The sequence below is a fragment of the Liquorilactobacillus satsumensis DSM 16230 = JCM 12392 genome (genome assembly GCF_001435195.1).
In the GTDB taxonomy this organism is placed as follows: domain Bacteria; phylum Bacillota; class Bacilli; order Lactobacillales; family Lactobacillaceae; genus Liquorilactobacillus; species Liquorilactobacillus satsumensis.
The window spans coordinates 27,849-42,208 of sequence record NZ_AZFQ01000053.1 but is presented as its reverse complement, the minus strand read 5'-3'; the positions used below and the strand labels follow the sequence as shown (position 1 = coordinate 42,208).

General features: G+C 40.9%; 13 protein-coding genes and 1 pseudogene. 13 read left to right on the top strand and 1 reads right to left on the bottom strand.

Annotated elements, in window-relative coordinates:
* Positions 1 to 21: 21 nt before the first annotated feature.
* From FD50_RS10005 to FD50_RS09950, 12 genes and pseudogenes are all read left to right on the top strand, one after another.
* Positions 22 to 1,104, top strand: a pseudogene (locus FD50_RS10005) (Ldh family oxidoreductase).
* Positions 1,091 to 2,422, top strand: a complete 1,332-nt coding sequence (locus tag FD50_RS10000; protein WP_056961424.1) for an O-acetylhomoserine aminocarboxypropyltransferase/cysteine synthase family protein — start codon at positions 1,091 to 1,093, stop codon at positions 2,420 to 2,422. The pseudogene FD50_RS10005 and the gene FD50_RS10000 overlap by 14 nt, the downstream one beginning before the upstream one ends.
* On the top strand, positions 2,403 to 3,578 hold the full coding sequence (locus tag FD50_RS09995) for an amidohydrolase (protein WP_056961423.1): 1,176 nt from the start codon (positions 2,403 to 2,405) through the stop codon (positions 3,576 to 3,578). The genes FD50_RS10000 and FD50_RS09995 overlap by 20 nt, the downstream gene beginning before the upstream one ends.
* The gene (locus tag FD50_RS09990; protein WP_054757015.1) at positions 3,565 to 4,776 is read left to right on the top strand and encodes a pyridoxal phosphate-dependent aminotransferase; all 1,212 of its coding nucleotides are present in this window, start codon (positions 3,565 to 3,567) and stop codon (positions 4,774 to 4,776) included. The genes FD50_RS09995 and FD50_RS09990 overlap by 14 nt, the downstream gene beginning before the upstream one ends.
* A complete protein-coding gene (locus FD50_RS09985) occupies positions 4,773 to 5,807 on the top strand; it encodes a D-2-hydroxyacid dehydrogenase (protein ID WP_056961421.1) in 1,035 nt (344 codons plus the stop codon). The genes FD50_RS09990 and FD50_RS09985 overlap by 4 nt, the downstream gene beginning before the upstream one ends.
* Complete coding sequence (locus FD50_RS09980) at positions 5,791 to 6,210, top strand: GNAT family N-acetyltransferase (protein ID WP_054757019.1); 420 nt, start codon at positions 5,791 to 5,793, stop codon at positions 6,208 to 6,210. Before FD50_RS09985 ends, FD50_RS09980 begins: the two co-directional genes overlap by 17 nt.
* Before the next feature lie 34 nt (positions 6,211 to 6,244).
* Positions 6,245 to 7,063, top strand: a complete 819-nt coding sequence (locus FD50_RS09975) for a transporter substrate-binding domain-containing protein (RefSeq protein ID WP_056961418.1) — start codon at positions 6,245 to 6,247, stop codon at positions 7,061 to 7,063.
* Positions 7,064 to 7,807 carry an amino acid ABC transporter permease gene (locus tag FD50_RS09970; RefSeq protein WP_056961416.1) on the top strand — a complete coding sequence of 248 codons (744 nt, stop codon included), beginning with the start codon at positions 7,064 to 7,066 and terminating at the stop codon, positions 7,805 to 7,807.
* Positions 7,740 to 8,507 (top strand): amino acid ABC transporter ATP-binding protein, encoded by a 768-nt coding sequence (locus FD50_RS09965; RefSeq protein ID WP_082610512.1) that lies wholly within the window; start codon positions 7,740 to 7,742, stop codon positions 8,505 to 8,507. Before FD50_RS09970 ends, FD50_RS09965 begins: the two co-directional genes overlap by 68 nt.
* A 264-nt stretch (positions 8,508 to 8,771) precedes the next feature.
* Positions 8,772 to 9,413: an HAD family hydrolase gene (locus tag FD50_RS09960; protein ID WP_056961414.1), complete on the top strand. Its 642-nt coding sequence runs from the start codon at positions 8,772 to 8,774 to the stop codon at positions 9,411 to 9,413.
* A gap of 100 nt (positions 9,414 to 9,513) precedes the next feature.
* Positions 9,514 to 10,767 carry a serine hydroxymethyltransferase gene (gene glyA / locus FD50_RS09955; RefSeq protein WP_056961412.1) on the top strand — a complete coding sequence of 418 codons (1,254 nt, stop codon included), beginning with the start codon at positions 9,514 to 9,516 and terminating at the stop codon, positions 10,765 to 10,767.
* Between the two features lie 123 nt (positions 10,768 to 10,890).
* On the top strand, positions 10,891 to 11,274 hold the full coding sequence (locus tag FD50_RS09950; RefSeq protein WP_056961410.1) for an HIT family protein: 384 nt from the start codon (positions 10,891 to 10,893) through the stop codon (positions 11,272 to 11,274).
* A 325-nt stretch (positions 11,275 to 11,599) separates the two neighbouring features.
* Here FD50_RS09950 and FD50_RS09945 read toward each other — a convergent pair whose 3' ends face one another.
* Complete coding sequence (locus tag FD50_RS09945; RefSeq protein ID WP_056961408.1) at positions 11,600 to 12,970, bottom strand: MFS transporter; 1,371 nt, start codon at positions 12,968 to 12,970, stop codon at positions 11,600 to 11,602.
* 758 nt (positions 12,971 to 13,728) lie between these two features.
* Here FD50_RS09945 and FD50_RS09935 point away from each other — a divergent pair.
* Positions 13,729 to 14,355, top strand: coding sequence for a DNA-3-methyladenine glycosylase (locus tag FD50_RS09935; protein WP_056961404.1), 627 nt, complete (start codon positions 13,729 to 13,731; stop codon positions 14,353 to 14,355).
* The last annotated feature ends 5 nt before the right edge of the window (positions 14,356 to 14,360 follow it).

Below are 14,360 nucleotides of genomic sequence, written 5' to 3'. Positions count from 1 at the left end.
GTGAGGATCGCAGCAAATTATATGCAGAGTTTCATCGCAAATATTTTTAAACGAGAAGGTTTCTCGCAGGCCGAAAGCAGCGTGATTGCGGCAACACTAATTGATGCTGATTTGCGAGGAATTAGTTCTCATGGGGTACAACGGCTGGAAATGTATACACAAAAAATAGCAGCTGGAAAAGTTGTCCCTGGGAGTCACTGGCACATTTTGCAAGAGACAAAGACAAGTGTGCTGATAGACGCGCAACGGACGTCGGGACAACTAGTAGCGGTATTTACGCTGCAGCAATTAATTCAAAAGGCACATAAAAATGGAATTGCAATTGGTGTTGTCAGAAACGCTACTCATTTTGGAGCAGCAGGATATTATGCAAGAATGGCTGCTAACGCTGGATTAGTCGGAATTTCAGCGACCAATACTAATCCACTACTGGTTCCTCCGCATGCAAGGGTGCCTTTTTTGGGCAGCAACCCATTTGCATTTGCTTTTCCAACAACAACGGAACCGTTTGTTTTTGATGCAGCGACTTCAACTGTTTCACTCGGAAAGATCGAGGTTTTGCTCAAGAATAAAAAGAAAGTTCCAGGAGAATGGGCAATAGACGCACATGGAAAAATTGAAAAAGATCCACAAGCAATCTTGGCAGAATTATCCCAAGAAAAACGCAGTGGGGGTCTTTTACCACTAGGTGGGAAGGATGAAGCAAATGGGAATTATAAGGGCTTCGGGAATGCCTTAGTAATAGAATGTTTAACCGCATTATTAGCCTAGGGTTCGCTTTCAGCTGATCTTGGCAATGGAAATTACGATATCAGTCATTTTTTTCTAGTTTTTGATCCTGCCTTATTTGGAGAACTTACGCTCCTTGAAAAAAACTTGGAATCGATGTTGGCACGAATTAGAGCGCTGCAGCAGAATGAAGCTGCCCCTGGATTAGTTCCGGGTGATAAGGAAAATCAGAATTATTTGAAGAATCTTACGGCAGGAATTGTAATTGACGATACGACATATGCTGAAATTAATAAAATAGCTGCTAAGTTGGGACTTCCAAGCTTAGCAGTTACTGAAAAAAGGGAAGAGGATGGCTTAAATGACAAACTATAAATTTAATACGGCTCGGATTCATGGTGGCTATATACCTGAAGAGCATCAGAACGCAGCGGAAGTTCCAATTTATCAAAATGTGGCATTTACTTTAGGCGATGCTGAACATGCCGAAAAAATTGCACGTGGAAATGTTCCAAATGCTTACACATATTCACGGGTTGGCAATCCAACAGTCGCTGTTTTGGAAAAAAGAATTGCCATCTTGGATGGTGGTATCGAGGCAGTTGCAGTTAGTTCAGGGATGGCTGCAATTACTTACAGTATTTTGAATGTTGCAGAAGGTGGCGGGAGAATTATCGCCCCCTTTGATCTTTATGGTGCTGCACTTGATGAATTTAAAACGTTGTTTCCAAAATACGGTATCGAATTTGATCTTGTTGCGGATATCAATGATTTAGCAGCAATTAAGCGCCTCATTAAACCAGAGACAAAAGCCATCTATACAGAAAGCATTTCAAACCCAACTACCAAGATTTCAGATGTTGCTGGTCTAGCAGCTGTGGCACATCAAGCTGGAGTTCCGTTGATTGTTGACAATACCTTCCCAACGCCGTATCTATTTCAGCCGCTTAAATATGGAGCAGATATTGTCTTATATTCATCTACAAAAGGAATTAACGGACATGGAAATGCGGTTTCCGGCTTAATTGTTGATGGCGGCAAATTTAATTGGAATAATGGAAAGTTTCCGCAGTTTCAAGAAAAAGAATTTATTTTAAAAGAGGTTGCAGCCAAAGAAGATTACAGTTATGCAGGTGTTTTCGGGAATGCTGCCTTTATCAAACGGATCAAAATGAAGTATTTGCGTTTAATGGGAGCTGTTTTAGGACCTTTTGAAGCTTACCTGGAGCTGCTTGGATTAGAGACTATCTCTGAGCGACTTGATAAAGAAGTTGCAACTAGTCTTAAAATCGCACACTACTTAAAGCAAGAGCCACATGTTAAAAACGTCTATTACACAGGTTTAGAAGATGCGCCGCAAGCTGAATTACGCAAAAAATATTTTCCAAAGGGAATTGGGACAATTCTTTCTTTTGAAATTGCAGGGACCGCCGCACAAACCAAAAAGGTGGTTGATGCAGTCAAATTATTTCTATATTTACCAAATGTCGGTGATAGTCGTTCCTTGATTGTTAATCCAAATAAGATTACGCACCGGGAAGTCCCGGTGGAATATCAGGCCGCTGGACACTTAACTGACCAATTGCTGCGTTTGTCAATTGGGTTGGAGGATAGTGAAGATCTGATTTCGGATTTAAAGTCAGCTATTGCACAAGCTTTTGAGGAGGAGACCGATGACAAAAACCAAGGATGAAGTTCTAGCAGAAATGATAACCTTGCGACATCAGTTTCATCAACATCCAGAACTTTCTAATCAGGAATTTGCAACTACCGAAAAAATCAAACAGATTCTTACGGAATGGGGAATTTCAATTATTCCCACGACTTTGAAGACGGGGCTGTTAGCCGAAATCCAAGGAGGAAAACCAGGAGCTGTTATTGCACTTCGCGCAGATCTTGATGCTTTACCAGTGGCTGAACAAACGGACCTGCCTTTTAAGTCACAGCACAAAGGAATTATGCATGCTTGTGGTCATGATCTTCATTTTTCTAGTCTGCTGGGTGCAGCGTATCTCTTGAATGCAGAAAAAGAGCATTTAAAAGGAACTGTCCGCCTATTATTTCAACCGGCAGAAGAAGCTGGGCACGGTGGAGATCAGGTATTAGAAAAACATGTTTTAGATGGGGTACAAGGAATTGTCGGGTTTCATAATAATCCTAATTTGCCAGTTGGACAGGTTGCAGTCCAAGCTGGTCCCTTGATGGCAGGGTGCTATAAATTTGAGGTGACGGTTCATGGTTCCGGTTCACATGGAGCCCGTCCAGAGAAGGGAAAGGATCCAATTGTCGCACAGGCTGCAATTATTACACAGCTGCAGACAATTGTTAGCCGCAGTATTCGGCCACTGGATGCAGTCGTTGTCAGTGTAACTAAAGTTCAAGCTGGACAAACTTGGAATGTTTTACCGGCAACAGCGACTTTTGAAGGAACGGTCCGTACCTTTACCACTGAAAGCACCGCCTTAGTTAAAAAAAGGTTCTATGAAATTGTGAAAAGGGTGGCGGCTGCGTTTGAACAGACAGTTGACATTGATTGGAGTGTTGGAGCTTATCCCATTCATAATGATCCGGAATTAACGGCTGCTGTGATTCATGGATTAAGAACACAGGTAGCTGTTCCAGAGCTGACGATGGCAGGAGAAGATTTTGCCACCTTTGAAAATGAGATTCCGGGAGTATTTGCATTTATCGGATCAAACGGAGCTGTTGGAGCAGCAGATTGGCATGAGCCTGGTTACGTAGGAAAAGATGGTACGATTGCTGCTGGGATTGACTACTTTATTGAGAGTGCGCACAGTCTTTTAGAGTATTTTGAGACAAAGCAAGGTGAGCAGCATGTCAGAAATTAAACTTACCCCATTACTTAAGCGAAGTTTGCAGCAATTGACGCCCTCTTTGATTCGGACTTTAAGTGAGAAATACAGTAAAATTCCAGGAATAATAAATCTAACAATTGGTGAACCTGATTTTGCAACGCCTACGGATGTCAAGTTGGCTGCGATTAAAAGTATTTTAGCCGATCATACACATTATGCGCCTAATAAAGGAACACCGCAGCTGCTGCAAGCGATTAGTGACTATTTACTAAAACATTTTGAGTTACAGTATGATCCGCAGACGCAAATCATTACGACTAATGGAGCAAGTGAAGCAATTAGCACAGTAATTAACGGACTTATTGAACCGGGAGATATTGTATTGCTAGTGGAACCGGCTTTTAGCTTATATCGTACTTTGACATTGGCTAACAATGGTATTCCGATTACGCTCAATGCAGCGCATGAGCACTTTAAGCTGACGCCAAGTGTCCTAAAACAATCCTTGGAGCACTACGGCAAGCGGACCAAGCTCGTGGTACTTAATTATCCTAATAATCCGACTGGAGTTACTTATACTGCTGCAGAACTTGAAGCTTTGGCAGCGGTTTTGCGTGAATATCAGGTAGCGGTTTTGAGTGACGAGGTTTATAGCGAATTGACGTATTTTCAGCAACATGTTTCCTTGGCACGCTATCTGCCTGAGCAGGTTTTACTAGTAAATAGCGTGTCTAAAGCTTATGCAATGACTGGTTGGAGAATTGGTTACCTTTGCGGCAATGCAGCGATTATTAAAGAACTGGCCAAAGTTCACCAAGCTAATGTTGCTACGGTGGGAACACCTAACATGGACGCTGCAACTGCAGCTTTGCAGCATGGCGATCTTGCTATTAATGAAATGAAGAAAGTTTATCTGCAAAAAAGAAAATATCTATGTAAAGAACTGCAAAAGATCGGCCTAGAGTTTGTTCCACCACAAGGAACTTTTTATGTCTATGTACGTATTCCGACGACATTTGAAAAAGATGCTGCAGCTTATGCAGATAAATTAGCACATGAAGCTTTAATTGCAGTTATTCCAGGTTCAGCATTTGAGGCTGCTGGGTCGCGTTATTTTAGAATTAGTTACGCTGTCAGTATGGAAAAGTTACAGCTAGCAGTACAAAGATTGACAGTCTTTGTACACAACACAGTTGCTGACAAGAGTCACATTCAGGAGGTCCGTAAATGACTAAGATATTAGTGTATCATGTCCGTGATGATGAACAGCCTTTGATTGATGAGTGGTCAAAAGAGCATGCAATTCAGGTTGACAGTGTTCCTGATGAATTGCATGCAGACACGGTTTCATGGGCAAAGGGCTATGACGGGGTGGTTTACAAACAACGCAGTGTTTTGAGTAAAGATGTGCAGTTTTATGAACAATTACGTGCTTTGGGGATCAAACAATTGGCATGTCGCTCTGCAGGGATTGATTCGGTTAACTTGGAATGGGCACAACAAAATGGAATTACCGTGACAAATGTTCCGTCATATTCTCCCACAGCCGTTGCGGAACTGGTTTTAGCTCAAACACTGCAATTAGTAAGACAGCTGCCGCAATTTGAAAGCAGGATAAATGAGAATAATTATTGCGTTAACGGCCTGCGAGCGCGTGAATTATCAGAATTGACGATTGGAATTATTGGGGTTGGCAGAATTGGCGGAACCGTGGCGAAGATTTTTCATGCTCTAGGAGCAACCGTTTTGGGAAATGATATCGCCCAACCCCGAGCTGAGCTTGAAGGAATTTTGCGCTACACCACAAAAGAAGAACTGTTACGGCAAGCAGACATAGTGACAGTGCATGTTTATTATAATTCGCAGAACCAGCATTTAATTTCTGAAGAACAATTCGCTTTAATGAAAAATTCAGCATATTTTATAAATGATTCACGTGGACCAGTTGTTGATACCGAGGATTTGCTGAGAGCTTTAAAAAATGAACAAATTGCAGCGTGCGCGCTGGATGTAGTCGAAGGTGAAACCCAGATCTTCAACTTGAAGTTTGCGCAAGAAACACCAGTGGCTAATTACAACGAGTTAAAAAAGTTACCTAATGTTTTGTTAACCCCGCATATCGGATTCTTTACAGATATTGCGGTTGAAAATATGGTCAAACAAGCACTTGATGATGCATTGACAATTATTATGGGACACACTAGTGCACATGAAATTAATTTTAAAAAGGTGGCAGCGAGCAAAAATGGTAGAAATACGTGAAATGACAACGCAAGATTATCAGCAAGCATATGCTCTGTGGGAAAGCGTCCCTGGAATGCATCTTAGCTCACTGGATAATAGCTTTGCAGGAATTGCCCGTGTAATCGCGGCAAACCCAACATTGTGTCTGGTTGCAGTTGCGCAGGGTGAAGTTGTTGCGACTGCCTTAGGTGCAACTGATGGTAGAAAAGGTTATCTGTATCACGTCGCGGTGGCAAAGAAACAACGTGGTCAAGGACTTGCTAAAACACTGGTTCACACCATTACTGCACGTTTGAAACACAGAAAGATTAACAAGTTGGGACTTTTTGTGGTCGCTGATAATCAAGCAGGACAGGAATTTTGGGTACATCAGGGTTTCAAAGAAAGAGCTGACATTAAGTATTTAGATTTGGATCTGTGAACTGGATGGGACAACTTAAAAGGAGGAGTTAGCAATGAAAAAGCATCATTATGGGTTATGGATCATTGGTGTGGTAGTTTTACTTTTGATTATTGGGGGAGGGTTTTTCTTAACTAAAGGTCAGGCAGCGCAAAGTGCAGCTACTACGAAAACAATTAAGATTGCAACGGCTGGAACGATTTTTCCGAATGCATACAAGCAAAACAATAAACTGACGGGATATGATGTTGAGGTTGCTAATGCAGCAGCTAAAACGCAGGGCTACACCGTTAAATATGTAACCACCGATTTTGACGGTATTTTCGGACAGCTTGATGCGGGAAGAGTTGATACGATTGCTAATGATATTGGAGCAACCGCGCAACGCAAAGAAAAATATCTTTTTTCAACACCGTATAATAATGAAACAACTAACATTGCGGTTAGAAAGAATGCAAGTTATCAACAATTGAAGGATTTGGAAGGCAAGACAGTTGCTACAAGTGGTGCTGGGAATAACTTCATTACTTCTTTGCAAAAATATGACCCTAAGATTAATATCAAAGTATTTGAAACCCGGGACCAAGCTATTCAAGCTTTAAAGACTGGAAGAGTTGAAGGACTGCTTTATTCTCGCGGCACGCTTAGTGCAATTGCCAAGTACCAGCACCTTGATTGGAGAGTAGTTAAGGGGGATGCAGCCTCAGCATTAGTGGCTTTTCCATTTAAAAACAGTCAGGAAGGAAAGAAGACACAGGAAATTTTTAATCGGGGTCTGAAAAAGATAAAAAGCAATGGACAATTAGACAAGATTTCCACTAAATACTTTGGGTATGCAATTACTAATGTAATTTCAAAGTCAGGAGGACAATAAATGAAATTTGATTGGAGTTATTTTCTAAACTTGTTTCCGCAACTGATTCCATATATTCCGCTGACCATTTTGATGGCAATTGCAGCAATGGTGCTGGCAGTTGTTCTAGGGGCTGCGTTGACCCTTGTTTATCTGTACGCACTCAAACCGTTTCAGGGATTAGTAAAACTGTATGTTTCCTTTTTTAGAGGAGTTCCAACACTGGTTCTTTTGTTTATTATTTATTACGGATTGCCGGAAATCTTTCCCGTTTTTAAAGGAGTTCCTGCGACGGCAGCTGCGATTGCAGGTCTAGGGGTCAAGGAATCAGCTTATTTGATTGAGATCTTTAGAGCAGGGATTACTTCTGTCGATCAAGGACAGATTGAAGCAGGTGAATCATTAAACTTCAGTTATGCTAAAATCTTTTGCAACATTGTGTTGCCTCAAGCTGCATTGAATGCACTGCCTGCAACTGGGAACACTTTCGTTTCATTGTTAAAGGAAACTTCATTGGCATTTACGCTGGGAGTCACCGAAATTTTTGCTGATGGCAAGCTGCTTGCAAGTGCATCGCTACGTTTTTTTGAGGTCTATGTTGCGGTGGGATTAATTTACTGGTTTTTGATTGTGCTCTATTCATGGGCGCAGCGCAGTGTTGAGAATATTTTAGAAGCACCTTATAGGAGGGTTGAAAATGCCATTGATAAAAGTGAAGAACCTCGCAGTGCAGTTTGGAAAGAAGAAGGTCTTAAACAACATTAATTTAGAGATCCCAGAAGGGTCAGTTACTGCGATTGTTGGACCGAGTGGATCAGGAAAAACAACGTTATTAAGAACTTTAAATTTATTGCAGTTACCAAGCGATGGTAGCATTGCGATTGATGATGCCCAAATAGATGCACAACACATTGAACGTGCAAAGATTAAACAAATCAGAACAAAGTCAACCATGGTTTTTCAGCAGTTTAATCTTTTTAAAAATTTAACGGCGCTTGAAAATGTAATGTCACCATTAGTTTATAATAAAAAAACGAAGCTAAATGAGGCGCGTAAAACGGCTCTAGCTGTGCTAAAGGATTTTGGGTTGGAAAAAATTGCTGCACAATATCCGGTTACACTTTCAGGCGGGCAGCAGCAACGAGTTTCAATTGCCCGTGCGATTGTGGCTAAACCGAAAGTCGTGTTATTTGATGAGCCCACCTCTGCATTAGATCCTGAACTGGTTGCAGGCGTTTTAAATGCAATTGCCAAGCTAGCTGAACAAGATATTACGATGGTCATAGTTACTCATGAGATTGAATTTGCACGACAAATTGCGGATCAAGCAATTTTTGTCGAAGATGGTGAAATCGTTGACCAAGGTGTTGCCAAGGAACTACTTTCAACTCAAGGAAACGGACGCATTGCTAATTTTGTCAATTCCTTGGTTAATCAAGGACAAATAGAAGTTGCCGGCAATTAGAATTTAAAGTTTGAAAATGCAAGCGTTGCGGGCAAAAATTTGTAAATTACTAAAAATAACACAGTTTATTTTCTTTATTTTCTGGGCTACCGAATTGCAGCAGCTGTCGGTGATTACCGCACTTCAAAATTCGCTTACTTGAACTGGATTGTTGTTTTGAAGTGTCTGGAGTTGACAGCCATGTCTATTTTAACTGATTGCAGTCTTTGACTGTGGTATTGTTACTATATAGATTTTTTAAATGCTGAAAAGAGGTTAACGGCAGTGAAGAAATATGACTGTGTTTTATTTGATATGGATGGAACGCTGGTGGAATCTGAAAGTATCTATCTACAGCTTTGGGTTGAAGTATTGGCAAAACATGGCTTTCAAGTTGAAGTAGACGCGCTGGCAAAGATGAAAGGGCGAGATGCGCAGACTAATAATCAGCTGATTGCAGAAATTATTCAAAATAAAGCACCGGTTCAAGCATTGCGTAAAGAGCGCGAGCAACTGGTGAATGAGGCCATTGATACTGGAAGAATTCATTTAAAAAAAGGAATGCAGGAACTACTCACTTTTTTACGAACTGATGGCTATAATTTGGGAGTTGCAACAATGTCCAGCAAAAAACGGGCAGAACATATTCTTAAAAGTAACGGCGTTAGAGATTATTTTGCTGAATTGGTTACAGTTGAAACTGTCAAACACCCCAAGCCAGCGCCGGATATTTATCTAAATGCTTTAAAATCACCCTTGTTTAATGAAAAAACTGCACTTGCACTTGAAGATACCACGTTGGGCTGTCAAGCTGCACTTGCAGCTGGAATTCCAGTAATTTTGATAAGTGCTGCAAAGAAAAAGCTTGCGCAAACGTTTCAGTGTCAGGATGGTTTTGGAGTGATCGATTTTTTAAGACAATCGTAAAGTTCAACAACAGGGTTAAAAGTCTAATTTTTTAAAAAGTCGATGGGGTACGAACCTAACATATGATACAATTCAAACAAAGCAGACAAGGGGTGAGCAGATGGATTACAAAGATTATGATCCCGAACTATGGACGGCGATTGAAAATGAAGCAGAACGGCAACAAAATAATTTAGAATTAATTGCATCTGAAAATATTGTTTCGAAGGGTGTTTTAGCTGCGCAAGGCAGTGTTTTGACGAACAAGTACGCAGAAGGCTACCCTGGTAAACGTTATTATGGTGGGTGCGAATTTGTCGATGTTGTTGAAAACCTGGCGCTTGAAAGAGCAAAGCGTCTTTTTGGTGCCAAATATGCAAATGTACAACCGCATTCTGGCTCTCAGGCAAACCAGGTTGCTTATCTGGCTTTGATAAAACCAGGTGATACTGTTTTAGGGATGGATTTAGCTGCAGGTGGTCATTTGACACATGGTGCAGCGGTTAACTTTAGTGGTAAAACTTATCATTTTATTGGTTACGGGGTTGATCAAAAAAGCGAGCAACTTGATTATCAGGCGATTCTTGAATTAGCACGTCAGCAGCAGCCTAAGTTAATTGTGGCAGGGGCGAGTGCCTATTCACATCAAATCGATTTTGCTAAATTCAGAGAAATTGCCGATGAAGTCGGTGCAAAATTAATGGTTGATATGGCACATATCGCCGGGCTGGTGGCAGCTGGGCTTCATCCGAGCCCTGTTCCCTATGCAGATATCACCACAACAACGACACATAAAACACTGCGCGGACCACGCGGTGGGATGGTCTTGACCAACGACGAGCAATTGGCTAAAAAAATTAATAGTGCGCTTTTCCCGGGAACTCAGGGTGGACCGCTAGAGCACGTAATTGCTGGGAAGGCGGTTGCGCTCAAAGAAGCACTTAGCCCAGACTTTAAAGTGTATTGTCAACAAGTGATTACGAATGCCCAGGCAATGGCACAGGTCTTTTCACAAAGTGATAAGGCTCGATTGGTGGCAGGTGGAACAGAGAATCATCTTCTTTTGGTTGACGTTCGTGGCTTTGGCATCAATGGCAAGCAAGCTGAAAAGTTGCTTGATAGTGTCAATATTACAGTCAATAAAAATGCAATTCCTTTCGAGACACTTAGTCCATTTAAGACGAGTGGTATTCGGATTGGAACGCCAGCGATTACAAGCCGTGGTTTTGATGCAGCCGATGCGCGCAAAGTAGCGCAACTAATCTTAGAGGTGCTGGTGTGTGCTGGAGAACCTGCATGCTTAGAAAAAGTTAAAGCAGAAGTTGGTAAATTAACTCAAGCTCATCCGGTATATGCACCTGAGTCGGTTAGATAGTAATTTAATTGAGTTGAAACAAAAAGGTTTGAAGGAATTTAACAGTTCACTGCAGGTCCTTGGCAATGAACTATTTTTGTGCATTAGCGTTTTTATTTGCGGCTTGTGAAAGGAGCATCCAATTTGGAGGAAAAGGATTGTATTTTTTGTAAGAAAGATCAAAATGAATATATTTTAGAAAATGAACTGGTTGCGGCATTTTGGGATCTTAATCCGGTTAGTCAGGGGCATTTGCTGTTTATTCCAAAGGTGCACCGAGAAACTTTTTTTGAACTCAGTGATGTCGAAATCCTGGCAATGAAACAATTATTGCATGCTGGTAGAAGAATGCTAACTAAAAAATTCAATCCAGCGGGTTTTAACATCGGTGTTAATGTTGGAGAGGCTGGTGGACAAACAGTGATGCATTGTCATTTTCACTTGATTCCACGTTATATTGGGGATGATCCCAATCCAGCTGGCGGGATTCGTAAATTATTACCAGCAGATCACAAGAAGAACAGTTAAGCTGCTGGATTAAGCACTGAGAGGTTTTGTGCTGGGCTCATAGAGTATTAACGTTGTGATATACACTAGACACAGAAAAATAATTTTTTCAAAGATGTTAATTACTGTTTTTTAAGTATTAAACTAAAAGGGACTGAGAGTGTGACATAAGTCGGAAAAATTTGAGTGCTAACTCGAAATTACGAACAGAGCGAGTACTTTGCTATGAGTAATTCGAAGGTAGACGGAGAATTTTGACTTATGGAACACGTTTATCCAGAACAAAAGCGGGGCTGTGACAAAATTTAACTTTTGTCACAGCCCCAGTCGTTCTATTATTTTCGAATTAAGGTTTTACATGCTGAGAAGTAGCTTGGGTGTCTTTGATAAAAAAGACAAGGACTAGTGCAATGGTTTCCAGTATTAAAAATGTGAAGAAAACGCCAGTGAAATTACGCGTGCCTAAAATTACGGTAGCAAGTACGATCGCAGCTGAACCCATGACCTGGCGGAAAGTTGCAATGATTGAAGAGCCATGCGGGATCAAGTCATCGTTCAAGGAATTTGCTCCTAGTGTAGTTGCAGGCATCATTGCAAAAGCATTTCCAGCTTCAATTAACATTGAACAGATAATCGTCATCCAGACATTTGCAAATGAGGCCCAGAGGAGAAGCATTCCCCAGCCAACGATAAAGAGTACAAAGCCGCTCATGATGACAGGTTTGAAGCCGATGCGATCCGCTAATAATCCGCTGCGTCGGTTTAGCCATGAAAGCAAAGCGGCTGCGGGAACGAGTGCAAGGCCAGACCACAGGGGCGACATTTTTAAAACTTGCTGATAGTATAATGGCATAATAATAGTGACAGTAATCAACGACATATAAGAGAGAAAGGTGAGTGCAACTCCAAGATCAAAATTAGGAATTTTCAAAATATCCAGTCTTAATAGAGGTTCTGGCAGCTGCAATTGTCTTTTTACAAACAACACAAGTAAGATAACTGAGACTACTAGGATTAGCCAATTGACGTAGTTGTTTGCCGACATATGAGCGAGCTCGTTGATAAAATATAACAGTCCGATTATTCCAAGGGACATGAAGACTGAGATAAAATCAAAAGGAGTCTTCTTTTTTTTAAGTGGGCTAGGCACGGTTTTAAGCGCAACTATGAAGACGCCGACAAGTATTATGAGAAATAAAAAGAAAATTGCCTGCCAATCAAGAAATTGAAGGACAATTCCTGAAATGATGGGGCCAACGGCAAGTGCAGAGCCCATTACTAAACCGACTGTTCCCATAATTCCACCACGTTGTGCGTGAGCTGTAATTTCCAAGATAATGGATTGATAAGATGGGAAAAGAATTCCGACACTAACGCCTTCTAACAACCTCCCAAACATCATAATCGGAAAGTTGGGGGCCAAAATAATAATGATTGTGCCACCAACAAAAAGCGTAAGTAGAGTTAGATAGAGCGGCCTGAATCTAAAATTATTCATCAACCAGGGCGATAAGGGCATAACCACTGACATAATCAGCATAAAGCCGGTTGTAAGCCATGAGATTGTGCTTGCTGGCAGATTGAAATATTTCATAAAGGTCGGATAGGCGGTTGACAGTGAAGATTGACTAATTGACATTGTAAAAGTTCCCAGTAAAAGTGTAGCAATAAACCACTTGCGCTTGCTTTCGCTGAGATGTGCTGTTGTAAGTTGCATTATTTAATTATCCCCCTCTAATGCGCTGGTATACCATTTGTGTATTCCTCTCTTCTATTCTAGTTCATTCAAGGGGGATTTTAATAAGGATAAGGCTCTAAACTTAAAAAATTATTATCTAGCTTTTATTATTATCCAATAAAAATAAAAAATAGTGTAAAAGTCGCTCAGTTAAGTCAATTTTTTTGGAAATTAGAATTTGAAAGACTAATATAACTCTAAAATGCAGTCACCAAAGAAGGGTAAACTAAAAAAGGGCACACAAAAACAGCCCAGCAAGATAAATTTCTTTCACTAACAAGCTACTTAAACTCTATCTTTTTTGATCTAACCAATCTAACCATCGACTTTTTTGTTTCCGCTAAAATCGACAACTCTATCAATTATCTCACTGGACTGCTGAAGAATAAGGGATTGCCAAACTCTAACCTCTTTTCTAACTGCCTTGCGACAGCTCTTTTTGTTCGACCAATCTGCAAGCAGATCGCCGAACCTTCGATTATAGCGTTTGCTATAACCCCTTACACTCTGTATTATACACATAATAGAAGCGCTTTCAATAGCTAGCAACTTCTTTTAGGATGAAACTGTGAAAATTAAGTTATATGATGATTAAGTGCTAGTTACTTAATTATTTTGCGGGAACAGCTTTGTTTTTGAAAGCTTATTTTTTGAGCCAAGGCTAATTTTTAAAAATAACCCACGAAGTTATTAGAATCAGGTGCAGACTAGCGGAATTTAAGGAAGTGAAAACGGTGATGACAAGCATCTCTTTTTTTAGTCAGCGTTCTACAGCGGTGATTGCACAAGATCTGCTAGGACGGAAATTGACTTATGCGAGTAGTGAAGGAATCGTGGGTGGTTATATTGTTGAAACAGAGGCTTATCTTGGTGAAGAAGATTCAACGGCACATGCTTTTAAGGGACGCAGAAGCTCTTTTAATGAGGCACTTTATGGACCACCTGGAACAATTTATATCTATACTTTGCGCGGTTTGTATTTATTTAATCTTGTGGCGCAAGAAAAAGATGTGCCACAAGGAATTTTGATTCGTGCGGTTGAACCCTGCTGTGGGAGAGACTTGATGGAGCGGCACCGGCCTAAAAGTGGTTTTGAATTGACTAATGGACCAGCTAAATTTATGGAAGCCTGGGGGATTAGAGATAAAAAACTTAATGGGACGCTTATCGGTACAGGACCTTTGTCGCTGACATTAAGGCAGCGCAGACAACCTCAGCAAATAATAGCTGGACCAAGGATTGGTGTTAGTCAACGAGGGACAGCGACTTTTGCTCCCTTACGCTTTTATGTTGCAGGAAATCCATATGTGTCTAATTTGAGAAAAAGGGAAATGCAGCTCACCGATTATGGTTGGAAAAAATAGTATAG

Coding starts and splice junctions, on each gene's coding strand:
- FD50_RS10000 (WP_056961424.1), top strand. CDS start 1,091: ATGACAAACTATAAATTTAATACGGCTCGGATTCATGGTGGCTATATA.
- FD50_RS09995 (WP_056961423.1), top strand. CDS start 2,403: ATGACAAAAACCAAGGATGAAGTTCTAGCAGAAATGATAACCTTGCGA.
- FD50_RS09990 (WP_054757015.1), top strand. CDS start 3,565: ATGTCAGAAATTAAACTTACCCCATTACTTAAGCGAAGTTTGCAGCAA.
- FD50_RS09985 (WP_056961421.1), top strand. CDS start 4,773: ATGACTAAGATATTAGTGTATCATGTCCGTGATGATGAACAGCCTTTG.
- FD50_RS09980 (WP_054757019.1), top strand. CDS start 5,791: ATGGTAGAAATACGTGAAATGACAACGCAAGATTATCAGCAAGCATAT.
- FD50_RS09975 (WP_056961418.1), top strand. CDS start 6,245: ATGAAAAAGCATCATTATGGGTTATGGATCATTGGTGTGGTAGTTTTA.
- FD50_RS09970 (WP_056961416.1), top strand. CDS start 7,064: ATGAAATTTGATTGGAGTTATTTTCTAAACTTGTTTCCGCAACTGATT.
- FD50_RS09965 (WP_082610512.1), top strand. CDS start 7,740: ATGCCATTGATAAAAGTGAAGAACCTCGCAGTGCAGTTTGGAAAGAAG.
- glyA (WP_056961412.1), top strand. CDS start 9,514: ATGGATTACAAAGATTATGATCCCGAACTATGGACGGCGATTGAAAAT.
- FD50_RS09945 (WP_056961408.1), bottom strand. CDS start 12,970: ATGCAACTTACAACAGCACATCTCAGCGAAAGCAAGCGCAAGTGGTTT.
- FD50_RS09935 (WP_056961404.1), top strand. CDS start 13,729: ATGACAAGCATCTCTTTTTTTAGTCAGCGTTCTACAGCGGTGATTGCA.